This is a genomic window from Pantoea sp. X-Soil-MYKO-1785 (assembly GCF_059730675.1).
This window is the reverse complement of record NZ_AP036000.1, coordinates 2,557,097-2,578,150: the sequence shown is the minus strand read 5'-3', so window position 1 is coordinate 2,578,150 and position 21,054 is coordinate 2,557,097. Positions and strand designations below refer to the sequence as shown.

The window sequence follows — 21,054 nt, the reverse complement described above, 5'->3', positions numbered from 1 at the left end:
GAGAAGGTCTATGCGTTTTAATCCGATTGTAACCGGACTGCTGGCGGCGACGCTGTTCAGTACCGGCATGGCTCAGGCAAAAGAACTCAAATCTATCGGCGTGACGGTCGGCGATCTAGCGAACCCGTTTTTCGTGCAGATTACCAAAGGTGCGGAGATGAAAGCGCGGGAACTGGCGGGGGATAAGGTTAACGTGACGCTGGTCTCCAGCGGCTACGATCTCGGTCAGCAGGTCGGCCAGATCGATAACTTTATCGCGGCGAAAGTCGATATGATCATCCTCAACGCCGCCGACTCCAAAGGCATCGCCCCGGCGGTGAAACGGGCGCGGGACGCCGGCATCGTGGTGGTGGCGGTTGACGTGGCGGCCGATGGTGCCAACGCCACCATCACCTCGGATAACACCGAGGCCGGGGTGATGGCGTGTAAATATATTTCTGACCGTCTGAAAGCCAAAGGCAACGTGGTAATCATCAACGGGCCGCCGGTCTCAGCGGTACAGAACCGCGTTGAGGGCTGTATGACCGAGCTGAAGCGCCATCCGGATATCAAGCTGCTCTCTTACAACCAGAACGCCAAAGGCAGCCGCGAAGGGGGGCTGGAAGTGATGACCGGTCTGCTGTCAGCTAATCCGAAGATCGATGCGGTATTCGCCATCAACGATCCAACGGCGATTGGAGCCGATCTGGCGGCCAAACAGGCGCAGCGTAACGAATTCTTTATTGTCGGCGTCGATGGATCGCCGGACGGTGAAGAGGCGCTGAAACGTAAGAACTCGCTGTTCGTCGCTACGCCGGCGCAGGACCCGCAGGTGATGGCGGCCAAAGCGGTGGAGATCGGCTATGACATTCTGCAGGGCAAACCGGCACCCGATAAGCCGGTGCTGATTCCGGTGAAGCTGATCGATCGTAACAACATCGGCAGCTATCAGGGCTGGACGGTGAAATAAGCCACCGGCGGCACCGTCGGGTGCCGCCCACAGGAGGCCACAATGCAACGTTCAGAGGTGAATCACTACCTGCAACTGACCCGCGAATTTCTGATGCGTCAGGATGTGCATCTGCCGCCGTGGGCCGATTTCAGCCTCAGCCAGTGGCGCGCTCAGGATCGCCAGCAGGCGCAGGAAATTCTGGCGCTGCGGCTGGGCTGGGATCTGACCAGTTTTGGCGCGGCTGACTTTCTGCACACCGGTCTGACGCTGTTTACCCTGCGTAACGGTTCACCGGGCGGGCATCCGTGGCACAAACCCTATGCCGAAAAGGTGATGCACGTGCGTGAAGGTCAGCGGACGCCAATGCACTATCATCCGCAGAAAATGGAAGACATTATCAATCGCGGCGGCGGCAATCTGATTATCGAAATACATAACCGTGACGGCGACGGACTGGCGCATTCGGCGGTCGCGGTGACGCTCGACGGCATGCGTCAGTTGCACGCTGCCGGCTCGCAGCTGCGGCTGTCGCCGGGTGAAAGCGTGACGCTGGACGCGGGCATCTGGCACAGTTTTTGGGGCGAGAACGGCTTCGGCGACGTGCTGGTGGGCGAAGTGTCGATGCCGAATGATGACGAAAATGACAACGTGTTTCTGACGCCGCTGGCACGTTTCAATCCACTGCAGGAGGATGAGACGCCGCGCTGGCTGCTGTGCAACGATTATGCGCACTGGCTGCCGTGAGCAGGGCAGACGCGGCGCGCTCAGTCAGGCAATCTGGCTGGCGCGGGCCAGCGTATCGGGTTTGGCCACATCGGCGGAAAAAACATAGCCGAGGCCGCGAATGGTGCGGATCAGGTTAGGCTGATGTGGATTGGTTTCGATCTTACGCCGCAGCCGCATGATCAGTACGTCGATGGTGCGATCAAATACGTCGAGCGTTTCGCTGTGGGTCAGCTCCAGCAGCTGATCGCGGGTCAGCACCTTGCGGGCATGACGCACCAGCGCACGCAACAGGCTATATTCGCCCTGCGTCAGCGGCACCAGTTCACGTTGCGGATTAAATAACTGGCAGCGGCTCTCGTCGAGTTGCCAGCCGTTAAAGCGCCAGCCTTCCTGTTCCTGTTCGGCCGGCAGCAGGCGTCCTCCCCGGCGCAGGGCCGCCCGCGCGCGTGCCACTACCACCCGTGGATTAAACGGTTTGGCAATATAATCATCCGCGCCCATCTCCAGCCCGACCACCATTTCAGCTTCCGATCCCATTCCGGTCAGCATAATCACCAGCACATCGGGCCGCTGGCGCTGTAACTGCTGTAACACCAGCAGGCCATTGGTATCCGGCAGCATCATATCCAGCATCACCAGCCCAATCTCCGGGTGCTGATGGAGCATCGTCAGGGCCTCTTTGCCCTGATGACAGCTGAAGACATTGAACACATGTTCACTTAGCGCGTCCTGCAACACGTCGCAGACGGCCAGATCATCATCCACCACCAAAATCGCTGGCTTCATTGCGCGGCCCCAATGTTACGAAAGAGTTAATTCTGGAGTGTACACAGGCTAACAACGGTTGCTGTCTGAGCCTGCTGAAACGTGACCAGCTTCGCCTGGCAGAGTGCGGAATCGTGCGCTGGCGCAGAGTTTTTCCGCCCCTCAATGTCGCCGCAGGAAAACGATTGCGCACAATCAGTGCATTGCACCATAATCGCGCCTTGTTTTGGTTCGGAATTGTCTTAGCCGTCGTGCGGCCCGCCAGGTAATCGATTGCGTCAGCTTGTGGCATGGCAATTGCTTTGGGCTGTGGGTCAATAGACGTTTTTCACCGAATTCAGGCTAGCGAGTATGCAGCAGCCCGTTTCGCTGTACCGGAAACAGAATAATCAGCATGCAAACCCCTTTGGCAAGTGAGAACGCACATTCGTGACGTCTCCTGTATCGAGAGATGATGATGTTAGAAAAATTATTCAAACTCAAAGCACACAACACTACGGTTCGCACCGAGATTATCGCCGGGATCACCACCTTCCTGGCGATGGCTTACATTCTGTTTGTCAACCCGAGCATTCTGGGTGCCACCGGCATGGATAAAGGCGCGGTGTTTGTGGCCACCTGTCTGGCGGCGGCGATTGGCTGCGTGCTGATGGGGCTGATCGCTAACTATCCGATTGCACTGGCACCGGGCATGGGGCTGAACGCCTTCTTTACCTATACCGTGGTGCTGCACATGGGCTACACCTGGCAGGTGGCGCTGGGCGCGGTATTCCTGTCAGCGGTGATCTTCTTTGCGCTGTCGATTTTTAAAATCCGCGAATGGATCATTGCCAGCATTCCGCTGCCGCTGCGCGCCGGTATTGGTGCCGGTATCGGGCTGTTTCTGGCGCTGATTGCGCTGGAAGGGGCGGGCATTGTGGTTGATAACCCGGCCACCCTGGTGGGGATTGGCGATCTGACTAAGCCTGGGCCGCTGCTGGCCATGCTGGGGTTTATCGTGATTGTGGTGCTGGAAGCGCGTCGTGTAACCGGCGCGGTGCTGATCGGTATCTTACTGGTGACCTTTATTTCGATGGGTATCGGCCTGTCGCCGTTTGCTGGCGTGTTCTCTGCACCGCCGTCGATCGCGCCGACCTTTATGCAGCTGGACATTGCCGGTGCCTTTAACGTTGGCCTGGTGAGCGTGATTTTCGCCTTCCTGTTTGTTGATGTGTTCGACAATACCGGTACGCTGCTGGGCGTGACCAAACGTGCCGGCCTGGCGGATGAGCAGGGCAACGTTCCGAAGATGGGCCGGGCGCTGATCGCTGACAGCGCGGCTGCGCTGTTTGGTTCGCTGCTGGGCACCTCGACCACCACCAGCTATGTGGAATCTGCGGCGGGCGTCAGCGCGGGCGGCCGTACCGGTCTGACGGCGATTGTGGTCGCAGTGCTGTTCCTGCTGGCGCTGTTCTTCTCGCCGCTCGCCTCCAGCGTGCCGGTCTATGCGACTGCGCCTGCCTTACTGTTTGTCGCCGTGCTGATGGCCTCGGGTCTGGCAGAGATTGACTGGAAAGATATCACCACCGCCGCACCGGTCACCGTTACAGCGCTGGCGATGCCGCTGACTTATTCGATCGCCAACGGTATTGCGTTTGGTTTTATTACCTGGACGCTGGTGAAGCTGCTGAGTGGCCGCACCAAAGAGGTCAACGCGGCGCTGGTGATCCTGTCGATTCTGTTTGTGATTAAGTTGGGGTGGCTGAGCGCCTGAATGCGCAGCGGCCGGCTGGCAGTGGTTTAACGCTGTGCAGCGTGTGCTGTGGGCTGGCATTGAGCGGGTTACGCCTGGCGGCGGGCTGGTATGGAGCGGGTTACGTCTGGCGTCGGGCTGGCATTGAGAGGGTTACGTCTGGCGTCGGGCTGACATTGAGCGGGTTACGTCCGCCAGGCGGTGGGGAGTTTCAGCCTGTCCTAACAGGCGGACGCGTCAAGGGGCGGACGCCCGCCCCTTAACAATCCCGGCGGCCTGCGCGCCACGCTGCGCGCGGTGCCTTCGTCACTCCCTGCGGCCGACGGACCGGCCGGACGCGCCATCCGTGGCGCGATCCGTCCTTTCGCCGACCTCCTGTCGGCTCTCCTGGCCTCCGCTCACTCCTCAGCGCTGCGGACGCCTCTGGTAAAACCTCGTCTGTAAGCTTTCTTTCTTGTTACAGGGCTTAGTGTCGTCTGGTGGCTGGTGGAGTACGCCTGGCGGAGGTGCGCTTTGCACTGGGTATACACTGTGCAGCGGTACGCCTGCTGTGGTCTTGCAAATGGAGCGGGTTACGTCTGGCGGCGGGCTGACATAGAGCGGGTTACGTCTGGCGGCGGGCTGGTATGGAGCGGGTTACGTCTGGCGGCGGGCTGACATAGAGCAGGTTACGCCCGCCAGGCGGTGGGGAGTTTCAGCCTGCCTGAGCAGGCGGACGCGTCAAGGGGCGGACGCCCGCCCCTTAACAATCCCGGCGTCCGGCGGCCTGCGCGCCACGCTGCGCGCGGTGCCTTCGTCACTCCCTGCGGCCGACGGACCGGCCGGACGCGCCATCCGTGGCGCGATCCGTCCTTTCGCCGACCTCCTGTCGGCTCTCCTGGCCTCCGCTCACTCCTCAGCGCTGCGGACGCCTCTGGTAAAACCTCGTCTGTAAGCTTTCTTTCTTGTATATGGACTGGTTTTGCATGATGGCTGGTGGCAGGGATACTTTCTTTTTTCTGGCGGCTAACGTCCCTGAACGTAACAGCAACGCTGAAAGTAATATTGCTCACGCCCCACAGCAACGCAGCACCAAACAAAGAAAAAAAGAAATCACAGCGAGGGTTTTGTAAGGCCATCTGAAGCGCTGAGCGGATGAGGGATTTCAGGACGAGCGACAGGGATGTCGCGAAGAGGCGGGATCGCGCCAGGGATGGCGCGTCCCGGTGTTCCGTAAGAAATCCGGAAGAGGCGAAGGGACCGCGAAGCGGCGGTGAAGCAGGCCGGAGCCCGGGGTCAAGGGGGCGCGGCGACTGGCGGCCCCTTGTCGGTCGCCGGCAGCGGCGAAACTGAAACTGCCGCTACCAGCCAGCGAACGAAACCTGCTCATAGCCAATTCGCGCAGCGAACCCCAGCCCGCAGCCAGCAGGCGAACGAAACCTGCTCATAGCCAATTCGCGCAGCGAACCCCAGCCCGCTGCCGGCCAGCGAACGAAACCTGCTCATAGCCAATTCGCGCAGCGAACCCCAGCCCGCTACCGGCAGGCGAACGAAACCTGCTCATAGCCAATTCGCGCAGCGAACCCCAGCCCGCTGCCAGCCAGCGAACGAAACCTGCTCATAGCCCGTTCGCGCAGCGAACCCCAGCCTTCAGCCGGCCGGCGAACGAAACCTGCTCATAGCCAATTCGCGCAGCGAACCGCAGCCCGCTACCGGCAGGCGAACGAAACCTGCTCCCAGCCCGTTCGCCCAGCGAACCTAAAAACGCCGCACGCTGGCTCTCAAGCGAAAGCCCGTTCGCGCCGCGAACCCTCCCGCCGACAGGCGTCGAATCTTAACGGAAAGGCGGCTCATTAAACGTCCGCAACTTACGCGAATGCAGCTTATCGCCTTCGGCACGCAGCAACTCAACCGCATGAATGCCGATCTGCAGATGCTCCGAGATGGCCCCTTCATAAAAACGGTTCGCCTGGCCCGGCAGCTTAATTTCACCGTGCAGCGGCTTATCCGAGACGCAGAGCAGGGTGCCGTAAGGAACGCGGAAGCGATAACCCTGCGCCGCGATGGTGGCGCTCTCCATATCGACCGCCACCGCGCGGCTCAGGTTGAAACGCAGTGCCGAGGCTGAATAGCGCAACTCCCAGTTTCGGTCATCGGTGGTGACGACGGTGCCGGTACGCAGGCGCTGTTTCACCTCTTCGCCCGGCATGCCGCTCACCGTCTTGGTGGCGTCATACAAGGCACGCTGCACTTCCGCAATGCTCGGCACCGGGATGTCCGGCGGCAGCACGCTGTCGAGAACGTGATCGTCGCGCAGATACGCGTGCGCCAGCACGTAGTCGCCAATCCGCTGACTTTCGCGCAGGCCGCCACAGTGACCAATCATCAGCCAGGCGTGTGGGCGCATTACCGCCAGATGATCGCAGATGGTTTTAGCATTCGACGGGCCGACGCCAATATTGATCAGCGTAATACCGCGGCGGTTGGGCGAGGTGAGATGCCAGGCGGGCATCTGATGTTTTTTCCAGGCGAGGTCGGAAAGCATCGATTCGCTGTTGGCGGTATCGGCCGTCAGCACCACGTCTCCGGCACAGGCCAGGCTGTCATACGGCGTGTTGGGATCGCGGACCTGCTCAATCGCCCAGCGCACGAACTCGTCAACATAACGGGTGTAGTTGGTGAACAGCACAAACGGCTGGAAATGATCGACGGCGGTGCCGGTGTAGTGGCGCAGACGGGCCAGTGAGAAGTCGGTTCTCAGCGCGTCGAAGTGCGACAGTGGAAAGCGGGCGTCGGCATGGAACAGGCCATCGGCGGTCTCATCGCCAATCTGCGACAGTTCGGTGGTCGGAAAGTGGCGGGCAATCCCGGCGCTCATGGTGCGATCCAGCGACAGGTCGGAACCGTCAATCACGTAAGGATAAGGGATCTCCTGAGTGGAAGGCCCGACATCAATCTCCAGCCGATACTCTTTCTCCAGCATCGCCAGCTGTTCAGCAATATAGTGCCGCAGCAGCGCAGGGCGGGTGATGGTGGTGCTGTAGCTGCCGGTGTGGGTAAAACGTCCCCATGCGCGGGTGCGGTTCTGCTGCGGTCCTTCGCCGTGCCAGGTAATGCGCAACTCGGGGTAAACGAATAACCCCTGGGCGCGTTCTGCCGCATCCGGCAACGTGCCATCCTCGGTGAAGGCTTTGATTGCCGTGCGCAGCGCATCGACCGCGCCCTCATACAAGCGCTCAAGTTCATCCAGCGCTTGCTGGCTGGTCAGGTTTTTCCGTTGTGTCGGCATGGTTTCTCCTTCCATTTGTTACCGTGTTTTGCCCAAGCTTAGCGGGTTTGTTGCAGAGATTGGTGAAGAATCTGTGATCGACCGCATTTTGCACCAACCTGGTGCTGGTGTGTTGGCCGCGCCGCTCTATTGTTAGTGATCGGTGACCCGACATTCAGGTGCCAGGTCGCCTTCATCCGCCGTGCGGATTATTTTCACCGCCGCAGCTTTTATGGCGAGATTATTGCTTAGATCTTCCGTGGTGCGGCTGGCCGCATCCGGTAATACCGCTTTCCACACTCTGTTCAGAAACTGATTTCTCCTGATTTGCATTGGCTCTTAACCCTGTTGAGGATGACCGCATGTCTGTGAAAGTGATCAAGTTCCCTATCAAGCTCGTCATGGCCGGATGTTTAATGACCGCGTTATCGGCGCACGCCGATATTAAAATTGGCGTCGCCGGACCTTTCTCCGGTCCGAACGCCACCTATGGTGCACAGTACTGGAAAGGTGCCTCGCAGGCTGCGGCCGATATCAACGCGGCGGGCGGCATTAACGGCGAGAAAATCGTGCTGGTTCAGGGCGATGATGCCTGTGAACCGAAGCAGGCGGTGTCCGTCGCCAACCGTCTGGTGGATCAGGACAAAGTGAATGCGGTAGTCGGCCACTTCTGTTCTTCTTCCACCATGCCTGCCTCCGAGGTGTATGACGAAGCGGGCGTGCTGGCGATTACGCCCGGCTCCACCAATCCGAAAATCACCGAACGGGGCATGAAAACCATGTTCCGCATGTGTGGACGTGACGACCAGCAGGGTGCAATCGCGGCGAATTTCATCCTCGACAAACTGAAGGCGAAGAAAGTCGTGGTGATCCACGATAAAGATACCTACGGCCAGGGGCTGGCGGATGCCACCAAAGCCGCACTGGAGAAACGCGGCGTCAAAGAGGCGATGTATGAAGGTTTATCGCGCGGCGAGAAAGATTTTAACGCGCTGGTGACCAAAATCGGCCAGTTAAAACCTGACGTGGTCTACTTTGGCGGTTGTCACCCGGAAGCGGGGCCGCTGGTGCGTCAGATGCGTGAGCAGGGAGTGAAAGCCGACTTCTTCTCCGGTGACTGTATCGTAACCGAAGAGATGGTGACCGCCGCCGGTGGGCCGCAATACACCAAAGGGGTCTATATGACCTTTGGCAACGATCCACGCCAGATTGCCGATGGCAAAGCGGTGATTGAAAAATTCCGTGCCGGCGGTTTCGAACCTGAAGGCTATACCCTTTATGCCTATGCCTCGATTCAGGCGATTGCTGCGGCCTACAAAGGCGCCGGCAAGGATAACGAAAAAGCCAGCGAATGGCTCAAAGCCAATAGCGTTGATACCGTGATGGGCAAAAAGTCCTGGGATAGCAAAGGGGATTTAAAAGTCTCTGACTACGTGGTGTATCAGTGGGATGACAAAGGAAAATATCATCAGCTCTGAGTAAACCGCCAGGCTGTAATCCCGGTGATTACGGCCTGACACAGTCGGGCGACAGCCGGGGGACGCGGCAACGCGTCACTCAGGCATACCTTTTCCGGAGCCGGTGCGACGGGCTCCCGCAGTGAGACTTTTGCTATGGATGCCTTCTTTTTACAGCAAATGGTGAATGGCCTGACGCTGGGCGCAGTTTATGGCCTGATTGCCATTGGCTATACCATGGTTTACGGCATTATCGGCATGATCAACTTCGCCCACGGCGAGGTCTACATGCTGTCCGCTTATCTGTGCGCCATCGGTCTGGCGCTGCTCTCGGCATTCGGTATTCACTCGTTTCCGCTGCTGATCTTCGGGACGCTGCTGTTCACCATCGTCATCACCGCCGTCTATGGCTGGACCATCGAACGCATCGCCTATCGTCCGCTGCGCAACTCCACCCGGCTGGCCCCGTTGATCTCCGCCATCGGCATGTCGCTGATCCTGCAAAACTATGTGCAGCTCAGCCAGGGACCTAATCAGCAGGGCGTACCCACGCTGTTGAGCGGCGTATTGCGGCTGGAGCTGGCGAGCGGCGTGGTGCAGATCACCTGGACCAAGATATTTATTCTGCTGGCGGCGGCCTGCGGCATGGCGCTGCTGACCTGGATCATCCAGTATACCCGGCTGGGACGCATTTGCCGGGCGGTGCAGCAGGATCGGCGGATGGCGGCGATCCTCGGGATTAATACCGATCGGGTGATTTCCCTGGTGTTTATGATTGGCGCGTCGATGGCCGGTCTGGCCGGGGTGCTGGTGACGATGAACTACGGCACCTTCGATTTTTACGCCGGCTTCATTATTGGCATCAAAGCGTTCACCGCGGCGGTACTCGGCGGTATCGGTTCGCTGCCGGGCGCGATGCTGGGCGGCCTGCTGCTCGGCGTGGCGGAGGCGCAGTTCGCCGGGCTGGTGAATTCTGATTACAAAGATGTGTTCTCCTTTGCGTTACTGGTGGTGATCTTAATCTTCCGCCCGCAGGGATTACTGGGTCGCCCGCTGGTGGCAAAAGTGTGAGGACGCTGAGATGAATCAAACCAATCAGGGAGTGAATCTGGGCCAAACGCTGCGGGAAACGGTGCTGGCCGGGTTAATCGCACTGGTGGTATTTGGCCCAATTGTCGGCATCGTGCTGGAGGGCTACCAGTTCCGGCCTGAGCCGCTGCGGGTGGCGGTGCTGGTCGCTATCGTGATGGCGGGACGCCTGCTGTTCAGCCTGTTTCTGCAAACCCGCAGCGGTAAGGCGCTACTGCGTAAATTTGACGGCGAGGGCGGCGGGGTATACGTGCGTGAACCCGGTTACCGTTCGCGGCTGCGCTGGATCATCCCGCTGCTGCTGATCGCCGCTTGTCTGTTCCCGCTGTTTTCAACCAAATACCTGCTGACAGTGGCCATTCTCGGGCTGATTTATGTGCTGCTCGGCCTCGGACTGAACATTGTGGTGGGACTGGCCGGATTGCTGGACCTCGGTTACGTGGCGTTCTATGCCATCGGGGCTTATGGGCTGGCGTTGGGTTATCAATATCTGGGGCTGGGATTCTGGAGCATGCTGCCGATTGCGGCGCTGATGGCGGCCGGCGCCGGGGCGCTGCTGGGATTTCCGGTATTGCGAATGCACGGCGACTATCTGGCGATTGTGACGCTCGGCTTTGGTGAAATTATCCGGCTGGTGCTGAATAACTGGCTGTCGTTTACTGGTGGACCGAATGGCGTCTCGGTGCCGGCACCAACCTTTCTCGGGCTGGAGTTTGGCCGCCGTGCGCGCGAAGGCGGCGTGCCGTTCCACGAGTTTTTCCACCTCAGCTATAACCCCAACATGAAGTTTATCTTTATCTACACGGTGCTGGTGTTGGTGGTGCTGCTGGTGCTGTTTATCAAGCATCGCCTGACGCGCATGCCGGTCGGACGCGCCTGGGAAGCGTTACGTGAAGATGAAATCGCCTGTCGGGCGATGGGGCTGAATCACGTGCTGGTCAAGCTGTCGGCCTTTATGCTGGGGGCGTCGACGGCCGGTATCGCCGGCGTCTTCTTCGCCAGCTATCAGGGATTTGTTAATCCCACCTCGTTCACCTTTTTTGAGTCGGCGCTGATCCTGGCGATTGTGGTGCTGGGCGGCATGGGATCAACGCTGGGCGTGGTTCTGGCAGCCTTTGTGCTGACCGTGGCACCGGAACTGCTGCGCAGTTTTGCCGAATATCGCGTGCTGCTGTTTGGCATGCTGATGGTGCTGATGATGATTTGGCGACCGCGTGGACTGGTGCGCACCAGCCGGGTCGGTGTCCCGCTGCGCCAGGGAGCCCGCCATGAGTGATGCCATCTTGCAGGTCGAAAAGCTGATGATGCGCTTCGGCGGTATTCGGGCGCTAAACGAGGTCAGCCTCAAGGTTGAACGCGGATCGGTCACCGCCTTAATCGGCCCGAACGGTGCCGGTAAAACCACCGTGTTTAACTGTCTGACCGGCTTTTATCGCGCCAGCGGCGGGCGCATACAGCTCAACGCCAACCAGCGCTCGACCGATGTGATTCAGGTGCTGGGCGAAAAAATCCACGCCGCTGACTGGCTTCATCCGGCTCAGCTCGGGTCCCGTCTCTGGTACAAAATGTTTGGCGGCGCGCATCTGGTTAACCGCGCCGGGCTGGCGCGCACCTTCCAGAATATCCGGCTGTTTCGTGAGATGTCGGTGATTGAGAACCTGCTGGTGGCGCAGCACATGCTGGTGAACCGTAACCTGCTGGCGGGGGTGTTCAATACCCGCAGCTACCGGGCGGCGGAAAACCGCGCGCTCGATCGCGCTTTCTACTGGCTGGAAACGGTGGATCTGGCGAGCAGCGCTAACCGGCTGGCCGGGACGCTCTCTTACGGTCAGCAGCGGCGACTGGAAATTGCGCGAGCCATGTGTACCCAGCCGGAACTAATCTGTCTGGATGAGCCCGCCGCCGGGCTGAACCCGGTGGAAACCGAGGCGCTGAGCGCCATTCTGCATCGTCTGCGCGCCGATCACCGCATCAGCGTACTGCTGATTGAGCACGATATGCCGATGGTGATGAGTATCTCCGATCAGATTGTGGTGCTGGACCACGGCGAAGTTATTGCCGAGGGCACGCCGCAGCAAATTCGCCACGACCCGCGGGTGATTGCTGCGTATCTCGGCAGTGACGAAGAGGAGTAAACCATGGCTGAACCGCTGTTGCAGTTTGACGCAGTCGATCTGTTTTATGGCCCGTTACAGGCGCTGAAAAGCGTCTCGCTGACGGTCAGTGCCGGTGAGACGGTGGCGCTGATTGGTGCCAACGGTGCCGGTAAATCGAGCCTGCTGATGTCGATTTTTGGTCAGCCACGCATTGCCAGCGGGGAAATCTATTTTCGCGGGCAGCCGATCAGCCAGAAGTCGACCCATTTCATTGCCGCCAGCGGCATCGCTCAGGCACCGGAGGGACGCCGTATCTTCGCCGACATGACGGTGGAAGAGAATTTGCAGATGGGCACCATCGCCATTGGCAATCGTTATCAGCAAGAGGATCTGGCGCGAATGTACAGCCTGTTTCCCCGCCTGCTGGAGCGGCGTCGGCAGCGTGCGATGACGCTCTCCGGCGGTGAGCAGCAGATGCTGGCGATTGCCCGGGCGCTGATGAGCCGGCCAGCACTGCTGTTGCTGGATGAACCCAGCCTCGGTCTCGCCCCGCTGGTGGTTAAGCAAATCTTCACTATTCTGCGCGAGCTGACGACCCAGGGGATGACGCTGTTTCTGGTGGAGCAGAATGCGCGGCATGCGCTGAAGCTGGCCGACCGCGGTTATGTGATGGTGAATGGCGAAATTCGCTTAAGCGGCAGCGGGGCAGAACTGCTGAACAATGAAGAGGTTCGTAGTGCGTATCTGGGCGGCGCAGCAGCCCCTGCCGTCGGCGGAATAAAAAGTTTGTAACGATGATTAATTTGGGCAGGAAAGACTTTGCATATTTCTCTGCCCACTATCATCATTAGATCTCCTGTCCCGACTCTTCTGATTTGGTAATCCTTTGCAAAATCCTGGCGTAGCAGTGATGCAGGCGATCAAGCGCACGGCGTGGTATCCGAAACGTCGCGCTTACCGCACGCTCTACTGGCGTGAGATATCGCCATTAGCCGTGCCTATCTTTTTCGAGAACGCCTGTGTGTTACTGATGGGCGTGTTGAGCACCTTCCTGGTCAGCTGGCTGGGAAAAGAGGCGATGGCGGGCGTAGGCCTGGCAGACAGCTTCAATATGGTGATCATCTCCTTCTTTGCCGCCATCGACCTCGGCACCACGGTGGTGGTGGCGTTCAGCCTGGCAAAACGCAACGGCAAACGCGCCCGCGCCGCCACGCGACAGTCGCTGGGGATGATGACGGTGCTGTCGTTTGTGCTGGTGATCGCCATTGAGTTCTGGGGCCATCTGATCATTGATGCGATAGCCGGGGCCGCCGATCCCAAAGTGAAAGAGCTGGCGCTGAGCTATCTGCAAACCTCGGCGTGGAGCTATCCGGCGGCGGCCATTACCCTGATCGGCAGCGGCGCGCTGCGGGGCGCGGGCAATACCAAAATTCCGATGCTGATTAACGGCGGGATGAACATCCTCAACATCATCATCAGTAGCGTATTGATTTACGGCTGCTTCTCCTGGGATGGTTTAGGCTTTATCGGGGCTGGACTGGGGCTGACCATCACCCGCTATATCGGGGCGATCGCGGTGATTTACGTGCTGATGATTGGCTTTAACGCCTCGCTGAAGATCACCCTGTCGAGCTATTTCCGGCGCTGGAACAGCAGCATTTTGCTGGAAGTACTCAGTATCGGCGTGCCTGCCAGCATCGAGTCGGTGCTGTTCAACGGCGGGAAATTACTGACCCAGGTGTTCGTCGCCGGGATGGGAACCAGTGAGATCGCCGGTAACTTCATCGCCTTTTCCATCGCCTCACTGATTAACCTGCCGGGCAACGCGCTCGGTTCGGCGTCGACCATCATTACCGGCACCCGACTGGGTAAGAATCAGGTGTTTCAGGCGGAACGGCAGGTGCGGCACGTGTTCTGGCTGGCGACGATTTGTCTGACCGCGATGGCGTTGCTGACGGTGCCGCTGGCCGGTTTGCTGGCGCGCTTTTACACCAGCGATCCGGAGGTGATTAACGTGACGAAACAGCTGATCTGGCTTAACGCGCTGTTTATGCCGCTGTGGGCCGCCTCGTGGGTGCTGCCTGCCGGTCTGAAGGGCGCGCGCGATGCACGCTACACCATGTACGTTTCGATGTTCAGCATGTGGGGCGCGCGCGTGGTGGCCGGTTATCTGCTCGGCATTGAGCTGGGAATGGGCGTCATCGGCGTCTGGCTGGGGATGTTCCTCGACTGGACGGTGCGCGGCGTCTTTTTCTGGTGGCGACTCAACAGCGGTAAATGGCTGAATAACTACCGCCGGATGATCGCCAAATCCGGTTAGCAGCGAATAACGCCTTCCCTCAGCCGGGGGAAGGTGTCACGGCGAGTTGCGCCACCGTCAAAAATCCTATCCTCGTCACATCTCCAGGCTTCAGGGGCAATCTTCAGTCAATTGCACAAAGCCAGCCGGCATTTCTGCCGTTAGCGTTACTCTCCTGCCGACTGAAGCAGATAATAATAACGATGCTGAAGGTGACCCTATGATCCGTCTCAAACCGACGCTGGCCTTGCTGCCGCTGCTGTGCAGTAGTCCGCTGTGGGCGACAAGCTATGTTTATGTCTCTAACGCCGACTCCGGCACCGTTTCCCGCTATCACCTCAACGACACCACCGGCAGCCTGCAGTGGCGCGGCGATACGTCAGCCGGTAAAAAGATTATGCCGCTGGCCGCCAGCCCGGATGGCAAGCGGCTGTACGGCGCGCTGCGCAGCCCGCCTTATTCGATCATCAGCTGGCGGGTTACGGCACGGCAGGGCGACCTGCAGCGGCTGGCGGTCACCCCGGTAGAAGCCAGCTTTCCGTGGATCACCACCGACAAAAGCGGCCGCTATCTGCTCGCCGCTTCGTATGACAGCGATATCGTTACCAGCAACCGAATCGATGCGCAGGGCGTGGTGACACCGCAGGTGACCGGCCGGATTAAGACCGGGCCGCATGCTCATTCGGTGATCACCGATGTCAGCAACCAGTCGCTTTACGTTGGCAACCTCGGCGCCGATCGGGTGCTGCAATATCGCTTCGCCGACAACGGCGCTATCACCCCGATCGGCACCGGCTATGTGCAGGGCGAGAAAAACAGCGGCGCGCGCCACTCGGTGATCTCGCCGGATAATCGCTTCCTGTATAACCTGGCGGAGATGAGCGGCACCATTACCCAGTTCCGGCGCGCGGCCGATGGATCTCTGAGCGAGCTGAAGCGCTGGCCGAATGCGGTGGCCGGCAAATATGGTCTGCAGCATGGCGAGCAGCGTCCGGCCGGCTACAGCGATCCGACGCCGCGCATCTGGGCAGCGGACATTAAAATCACGCCCGACGGCCGGTTTCTGTATGTCACCGAGCGGACCTCCAGTACGGTGAGCGGCTATCGGGTCGATCCGTCGTCCGGGGCGCTGACGCTGATCGGCAGCTGGCGGGTTGAAAAGCAGCCGCGCAGTATTGCGATTGATGCCAGCGGAAAATGGCTGATTGCCAGCGGCGAGAAGAGCGCGGTGATCGGCAGTTATGCCATCGATGCGGCCAGTGGTGAACTTAAGCGGGTGGCGGAAGCGCCCGTCGGCAAGGGTGCTAACTGGGTCACCTTGATTGCCGGCTAAGGCAGCGTGGCGATGCTGAAACCATGGCCGGGCGGATCGCATAGATAATTTCTGGCATAGCAGCGCAGAAATTTTTGGTTCAGTTTACGCGCCAGAGCGGGTTTACTCGTCTCATCAACCCCGACGGAGCGCGTAACATGAAACAGAAACTGAAAGCCTGGTTTGAACAACTGCTGAGTGGATCTGCGCCGGTTGCGGCGGAACGCGATATCAATATTGAATTGCTGTTTCCTCTCAGCCAGCTTTACGGCATGGAGTATTATCCGGCGCTGCATCGCTACCATGAAAAATAGCAGCTGTTGTGCTTTAACCGGCGGCTGTATTTTAACTGACGAAAGGCGATTGCCGCGCTGTTCAGCGCTAAAGAACGACAGACGCTATTGCTACCCAGCCATTTTAATTATAGGGAGCAGCGGGAAATCCCGGGTAACAATAGAATGCTTCAGCACACGGCTACGGTGAAGTGAGAAGTGTTACTGTCGCTCAATGATCGATAACCGGGAGAATACCCTGCTGCTACAACAGTCGTTGCTTTATTAAAAGATAAAAGCCTTGCGGAAAGTTATCAGGCTTTTATCTTTTTACTGCGGCGATTTAGCGCGTTAACTGGTTCAGTATTGATGTGAGATCGGCTTTTGTATCCACCGAGCCAGCAGAAGAGGCTTTATCTGCCAGTTGCGGTAAATATTTTACCAGCAGATTCATCGCGTCCTGAGTATTGAGACCCATGCGGTTAGCCAGTTGTTGAATCGCCTCTGAACTCATCATTTTTTCAACCATATCTATATTGAGAGCAATATTGGCTTCGTCACTCAACCATGAATTAACTACCTGACCGAACTCACCGCTCCTGAGACGGTTAACCAACGCGAGCAGGCCTCCTTGCTGCTCAATCCAGGCCAGAATACCCTGGATTTCCTGGCCGACATTGTCATTAAAGCCAAACATTCCCAACAATTTTTTTAGCAAACTCATAAAACTACCCTTTTAATGTCATTATTTCAGAACTGCTTACAGGCTCTGATTTTGTAGAAAGCGAACAACACAGCAACTGCACCTGCAGTAGCAATGGCAACGCTGTAAATATTGAAGCCAGTGACTTTTCCAAAGCCTAAAGCTGTGCTGATGGCACCCCCCACCAGAGCGCCAGCGACGCCAGTGATGATGGTCATAAACATCCCCATATTTTGTTTGCCAGGCATAATTCCTCTGGCAATAACGCCCGCCAGCAAACCAAATAACACCCATGACAATATGCCCATCTATAACAGTCCTCTTGCTGGTTTTATAACGAAAGCCAATAAAAATTGCTTAATTTATGCAATAAAATCAGGCGTATCGTACGCTGAATAATATCGCTCTGGCAATTAGCTGAAGTTAAAAACACACTGACTAAAGCGTATCAATGATGAGCATTTTGGAAAGCATAAAAATATTAATAAAGAAATGTTAAAGGAAATAAAGAATAATGTTGCATATTAATGTTTTTCAGCGACGGGCGGTTAATTTGCCTGGGCGGAAAAGAGAGGGAAATTATTCGTTTTTTTAACCAGCGATTTGATAATCACAGGCGCAAGTACCGGCGGATAAATCAGTTTAATAAAACAGGAAGCCTGTCGTTTTAATATGAAATCTGTGGCAGTGCGTGATGTTTTTTGAAGTCTGACGAGCAGTTGACGGGTTGTCGCTATTTACCCGGCTGGTTTTACAGGGCTATTTCTATCAGCTGTCGCGGCGCACAAGCTGATGAACAGGGTAAGAGCCAGGGTGTCAGGACAAGTAAAAATGCCATGACTGGTGCAGCGATACCTTCAGGAGAGCGTATTCGTCCTGCTGGGGCAGGAGACATAAAGGCGGTGGGACTGAATGCAAAAAGCCCGCTCAGGTTTCCCTGAGCGGGCTTCTCTAAATTTGGCTCCTCTGACTGGACTCGAACCAGTGACATACGGATTAACAGTCCGCCGTTCTACCGACTGAACTACAGAGGAATCGTTTGAACGAGGCGAATATTAACGGCGTCGCCCGAAGGTGTCAACAGCAAAAAATACATTATCATTCAACTGGCTAGCTTTAGCGCAAAGCGATCGCGATTTAAGCAGTTTGCGCGGAGAGTGCGGCGATCCTTGTCAGCGGGTCCTGCTGGTAAAACTGGCGCAGATGCTGGTACATCGCCGGGAAGCGTTCAGCCAGCAGGTCCGGCGCGGTAAAGAAATATTCCGACAGCACGGCAAAGCACTCGGCCGGGTCGCTGGCTGCGTAGGGATCGATACTCGCCGCCTGTTCACCCACCAGTTCTACCTCGCTTTCAATCGCCGCCATCGCTGCCCGCAGATCTTTCTCCCACAGCGCCACCTCACGCAGCGGTATCACCGGGATCCCACTGGTGTAGCCGCCGCCGCGCGCATCCAGTTTATGCGCCACTTCGTGGATCACCAGGTTGTAGCCAGAGAGATCGAACGAGTCCTGAATATCCAGCCAGTTGAGTACCACCGGGCCCTGGGTCCAGCTCTGACCGGCATGCACCGCGGGAGCGTTGTGCACCAGGCCCGCTTCGTCCTGCCACAGGTCGTCAACTTCAAACGGCTCCGGATAAATCAGCACATCGTGAAAGCCGTCCAGCCACTCCAGCCCCAGTTTCAGCACCGGCAGACAGAACAGCAGGGCGATGCGCACGCTGCGCAGTTCATCCAGCTGAACGCCTCCGAGCGGCACCAGCTTTTTCTGTTGCAGGAAACGTTGCGCCAGTTGCACCAGCGCCTGCTGCTCCTCGTCGCTGAGCAGCGTAAAAATTGGCTGCGCCAGACCCGGCTGCCACGGCAGCGCGGCCAGTGCAGAGTCGTTATGCGTTTTCCACGGCCATTTAAACATCGTCACTCCCGCGCAGAACCGGACTATCTCGCTATCCTGGCGCGCCAGATATAAAAATGCCAGCATCGAAAACAGCATGCTGGCACCATCGATCTGGCTGCAGGGCTTAAGGCTGTCTATTCAACCCGTTAGCGCAACCGTTGTCTGTGATTCAACCCGCAAAGCGCAGGCCTGAGGTGTTACTTACGCTCAATACGCTGGAACTCAATCACCCAGACCCACGGGTTAACTTCCCAGCTGGTGGCTCCGTACTGCTTTTGCCACGCTTTGCGATACGCCTCTTTAGGCGATTCCGAATTAACGTTCATGGTGAAGAAGTTATTGAGGAAGTGCGAATCGGTCTGCACCCCTTCGGCCATAATGTCATCTTCACTGATGTCCTGAATCTTCTCGGCCCGCACCCCGGTTATTTCCAGGTTGATGCGGCTGGCCCAGCGCGGCATGTGGATGGCGGTCTGCCAGCCAAACTGCTCGGCTTCCGGAGTGCTCATCACATGCTGTCCCAGCTCGTTACTGTCCGCACGATACTGGCAGTAGGCCGGCTGGCGGAATGGCGTCGGATCACGCTCATAGTCGGCCAGCGCATCTTCGGGCACCAGCGGACCACGCCAGGTTTCACGCACCCACAGCACATCGCCGGGTTTGCCATACGGACAGTGATAACTGATATCGGTCATCGACATCATTTTGTAGCCATGCAGATGGTTAGCACTCACATCGAAAGCATGCACACCTTCGTGATGATCCTGCCCCGGGCCGAAAGCCTGAGTTTTCATAATGCGCCGGGTTTGCGTTTGCTGGCCAACCAACAGGGCACGAACACGCTGTTCGGAAAAAAGAATCGGCCGTTCTTTCATGGATTACCTCTTTTTATTAGTAGAACCCGGTTACTGCTGTAAACATCTCTTTGCTTCACTTCAGGGATTATCATAAAGGGTATAAATCATTTTGCTTAATAATTTGTCGACGGGTCTGCAGGCGATAATGGCCGCTTTTGGTGTTAAAAACCGCTAAAATGCAAAAACCGCACCAAAGCTTATCATGCAACGTCGTTAAAGCGCTGAATAGCCCGGATACAGTACGTTATAACGGTAAAAATAGGAACCTTTTAGGAATTGTGCACCTGTGATTATTGACAGTTTTACGTTTTTTTAAGGAATTTGATCGCGCGCAATGCGGCCAGCCATATTTTTTTCTGCTGGAACAAACATTACACCCATTAAACTAATTCGCTTAGCTGCGATTTGATAAGGAAAGCCCGAAAAGCACTGAAATTGCGGTTATTTTGTATCAGAGGTGCTATAAAAATGATCCAGATCTCATTTTCCTGCCGAAAAACCCTGGCAGCGCCGCTCTTTTCCTCAGCACTGAAAGAAAAGTGTCATTAGCCATTCGCTATGATGGCTTGCCGTTTGCGCACCGATCGCGACCCAGGTTTGCGCATCGATTACTACAGGGAGATAAATTATGTCACTCACACTCTGGCAATCTCGCTATGAAAGCTGGTTTCAGGCCAACTGGATCCATGATGACGGCGCCCACGATATTGCGCATTTACGTCGCGTATGGATGAGCGCACAACGCATCATGGCCGGCAGCGCCGCCAATCCACTGGTGGTGTTAACCGCCTGCTATTTTCACGATGTGGTCAATCTGCCGAAAAATCACCCTGAACGCCATCTGGCCTCAACCTATGCCGCCACGGAAACGCAGCGGATCCTGCTGCAGGATTTTACCGACTTCCCGGCAGAGCTGATTGAGGCGGTGATGCATGCCGTCAAAACTCACAGTTTCAGTGCCGGCATCCCGCCGCAGACGCTGGAAGCCAAAATCGTTCAGGATGCCGACCGGCTGGAGTCGCTCGGAGCCATTGGCCTGGCGCGGGTGTTCTACACCGCCGGGGCATTGAATCGTCCGCTGTTCGACAGCGCCGATCCGCTGGGAAAAGATCGCGAGCTGAATGATGTGAAGTGGACGCTGGATCACTTCCAGAAGAAGCTGCTGCGGCTGCCGGAAACCATGCACACCGAGACCGGCCGCCTGCTGGCTGAGCATAATGCTGACTTCCTGGTGCGTTATATGGCCAAGCTGTATGCGGAGTTACAGGGCAATCTGACCGGGATGGACGAAGGCGTGCTGCGGGACTTCACGCCATTACGGACCGAATATTAAATTTTTGTGACAGTCTGTTAATCGAAACGGTCATCCGGTAGCGTGGAAGCAATAACAAAAAGGAGCAGCACGATGACCGAAACCGTTAATTTGACGATTAAAATTGATCCCGCACTGAAAGAACAGATTAAACAGTTAGCGCTGGAGAACCAGATTTCGATGAGCCAGGAAATTGTGCAGCGTTTGCAGGCCAGTCTGGAAACGCATCCGCATCCGGCAATTGATAATCAGGATCTGACTGAAGCGTCACCCGACGGGCTGACCAGTGCTGAAGTGAAACAGATTCGCCTGCTGCTGAAGAAGCAGGGCAAGAAGAAGAAATAAAGCTAAACCCGTCGC

General features: G+C 57.3%; 20 protein-coding genes and 1 tRNA gene. 13 read left to right on the top strand and 8 right to left on the bottom strand.

Annotated features, from left to right (window positions below):
* Positions 1 to 10: 10 nt before the first annotated feature.
* Together AC6I8D_RS12470 and AC6I8D_RS12465 are read left to right on the top strand one after the other, a co-directional pair.
* Positions 11 to 949 (top strand): ABC transporter substrate-binding protein, encoded by a 939-nt coding sequence (locus tag AC6I8D_RS12470; protein ID WP_031378038.1) that lies wholly within the window; start codon positions 11 to 13, stop codon positions 947 to 949.
* A gap of 42 nt (positions 950 to 991) precedes the next feature.
* Entirely contained in the window at positions 992 to 1,675 is a 684-nt protein-coding gene (locus tag AC6I8D_RS12465) for a D-lyxose/D-mannose isomerase (protein ID WP_312056677.1), read from the top strand.
* Positions 1,676 to 1,699: 24 nt separating this feature from the next.
* On the opposite strand, the gene AC6I8D_RS12460 is transcribed toward AC6I8D_RS12465, so the two are convergent.
* Positions 1,700 to 2,443 carry a response regulator gene (locus AC6I8D_RS12460; protein WP_497820268.1) on the bottom strand — a complete coding sequence of 248 codons (744 nt, stop codon included), beginning with the start codon at positions 2,441 to 2,443 and terminating at the stop codon, positions 1,700 to 1,702.
* Between the two features lie 433 nt (positions 2,444 to 2,876).
* Here AC6I8D_RS12460 and AC6I8D_RS12455 point away from each other — a divergent pair, with 433 nt between their 5' ends.
* A complete protein-coding gene (locus AC6I8D_RS12455) occupies positions 2,877 to 4,175 on the top strand; it encodes an NCS2 family permease (protein WP_218833860.1) in 1,299 nt (432 codons plus the stop codon).
* A 1,792-nt stretch (positions 4,176 to 5,967) separates the two neighbouring features.
* Here AC6I8D_RS12455 and AC6I8D_RS12450 read toward each other — a convergent pair.
* Entirely contained in the window at positions 5,968 to 7,422 is a 1,455-nt protein-coding gene (locus AC6I8D_RS12450; RefSeq protein ID WP_312056549.1) for an AMP nucleosidase, read from the bottom strand.
* A 132-nt stretch (positions 7,423 to 7,554) separates the two neighbouring features.
* Complete coding sequence (locus AC6I8D_RS12445) at positions 7,555 to 7,734, bottom strand: hypothetical protein (protein WP_312056547.1); 180 nt, start codon at positions 7,732 to 7,734, stop codon at positions 7,555 to 7,557.
* Between the two features lie 29 nt (positions 7,735 to 7,763).
* Between AC6I8D_RS12445 and AC6I8D_RS12440 the strand changes: the two genes are divergently transcribed.
* The 8 genes from AC6I8D_RS12440 to AC6I8D_RS12405 all read left to right on the top strand — a co-directional run bounded on the left by AC6I8D_RS12440 (position 7,764) and on the right by AC6I8D_RS12405 (position 15,968).
* Positions 7,764 to 8,879: a branched-chain amino acid ABC transporter substrate-binding protein gene (locus tag AC6I8D_RS12440; RefSeq protein ID WP_312056545.1), complete on the top strand. Its 1,116-nt coding sequence runs from the start codon at positions 7,764 to 7,766 to the stop codon at positions 8,877 to 8,879.
* A 135-nt stretch (positions 8,880 to 9,014) separates the two neighbouring features.
* Complete coding sequence (locus tag AC6I8D_RS12435; protein WP_312056543.1) at positions 9,015 to 9,929, top strand: ABC transporter permease subunit; 915 nt, start codon at positions 9,015 to 9,017, stop codon at positions 9,927 to 9,929.
* Between the two features lie 10 nt (positions 9,930 to 9,939).
* Positions 9,940 to 11,223 carry a high-affinity branched-chain amino acid ABC transporter permease LivM gene (gene livM, locus AC6I8D_RS12430; protein ID WP_497820267.1) on the top strand — a complete coding sequence of 428 codons (1,284 nt, stop codon included), beginning with the start codon at positions 9,940 to 9,942 and terminating at the stop codon, positions 11,221 to 11,223.
* Positions 11,216 to 12,082: an ABC transporter ATP-binding protein gene (locus tag AC6I8D_RS12425; protein WP_312056539.1), complete on the top strand. Its 867-nt coding sequence runs from the start codon at positions 11,216 to 11,218 to the stop codon at positions 12,080 to 12,082. Before livM ends, AC6I8D_RS12425 begins: the two co-directional genes overlap by 8 nt.
* A gap of 3 nt (positions 12,083 to 12,085) precedes the next feature.
* Complete coding sequence (locus tag AC6I8D_RS12420) at positions 12,086 to 12,835, top strand: ABC transporter ATP-binding protein (RefSeq protein ID WP_312056537.1); 750 nt, start codon at positions 12,086 to 12,088, stop codon at positions 12,833 to 12,835.
* A 118-nt stretch (positions 12,836 to 12,953) separates the two neighbouring features.
* Positions 12,954 to 14,363, top strand: coding sequence for an EmmdR/YeeO family multidrug/toxin efflux MATE transporter (locus AC6I8D_RS12415; RefSeq protein WP_312056535.1), 1,410 nt, complete (start codon positions 12,954 to 12,956; stop codon positions 14,361 to 14,363).
* Positions 14,364 to 14,562: 199 nt separating this feature from the next.
* Entirely contained in the window at positions 14,563 to 15,675 is a 1,113-nt protein-coding gene (locus AC6I8D_RS12410) for a lactonase family protein (protein ID WP_497820266.1), read from the top strand.
* A 137-nt stretch (positions 15,676 to 15,812) separates the two neighbouring features.
* Positions 15,813 to 15,968 (top strand): hypothetical protein, encoded by a 156-nt coding sequence (locus AC6I8D_RS12405; RefSeq protein WP_162836813.1) that lies wholly within the window; start codon positions 15,813 to 15,815, stop codon positions 15,966 to 15,968.
* A 301-nt stretch (positions 15,969 to 16,269) separates the two neighbouring features.
* On the opposite strand, the gene AC6I8D_RS12400 is transcribed toward AC6I8D_RS12405, so the two are convergent.
* From AC6I8D_RS12400 to AC6I8D_RS12380, 5 genes are all read right to left on the bottom strand, one after another.
* A complete protein-coding gene (locus AC6I8D_RS12400; RefSeq protein WP_497820265.1) occupies positions 16,270 to 16,650 on the bottom strand; it encodes a YidB family protein in 381 nt (126 codons plus the stop codon).
* Positions 16,651 to 16,676: 26 nt separating this feature from the next.
* Complete coding sequence (locus tag AC6I8D_RS12395; RefSeq protein ID WP_312056531.1) at positions 16,677 to 16,937, bottom strand: GlsB/YeaQ/YmgE family stress response membrane protein; 261 nt, start codon at positions 16,935 to 16,937, stop codon at positions 16,677 to 16,679.
* Positions 16,938 to 17,587: 650 nt separating this feature from the next.
* Positions 17,588 to 17,663 (bottom strand) — tRNA-Asn (locus tag AC6I8D_RS12390).
* 103 nt (positions 17,664 to 17,766) lie between these two features.
* Complete coding sequence (mtfA, locus tag AC6I8D_RS12385) at positions 17,767 to 18,543, bottom strand: DgsA anti-repressor MtfA (protein WP_312056530.1); 777 nt, start codon at positions 18,541 to 18,543, stop codon at positions 17,767 to 17,769.
* Positions 18,544 to 18,722: 179 nt separating this feature from the next.
* Positions 18,723 to 19,400: a hypothetical protein gene (locus AC6I8D_RS12380; protein ID WP_312056529.1), complete on the bottom strand. Its 678-nt coding sequence runs from the start codon at positions 19,398 to 19,400 to the stop codon at positions 18,723 to 18,725.
* Between the two features lie 610 nt (positions 19,401 to 20,010).
* Between AC6I8D_RS12380 and AC6I8D_RS12375 the strand changes: the two genes are divergently transcribed.
* Positions 20,011 to 20,715: a phosphohydrolase gene (locus AC6I8D_RS12375; RefSeq protein WP_312056528.1), complete on the top strand. Its 705-nt coding sequence runs from the start codon at positions 20,011 to 20,013 to the stop codon at positions 20,713 to 20,715.
* Positions 20,716 to 20,787: 72 nt separating this feature from the next.
* Positions 20,788 to 21,039: an Arc family DNA-binding protein gene (locus AC6I8D_RS12370; RefSeq protein WP_312056526.1), complete on the top strand. Its 252-nt coding sequence runs from the start codon at positions 20,788 to 20,790 to the stop codon at positions 21,037 to 21,039.
* Positions 21,040 to 21,054: the final 15 nt, after the last annotated feature.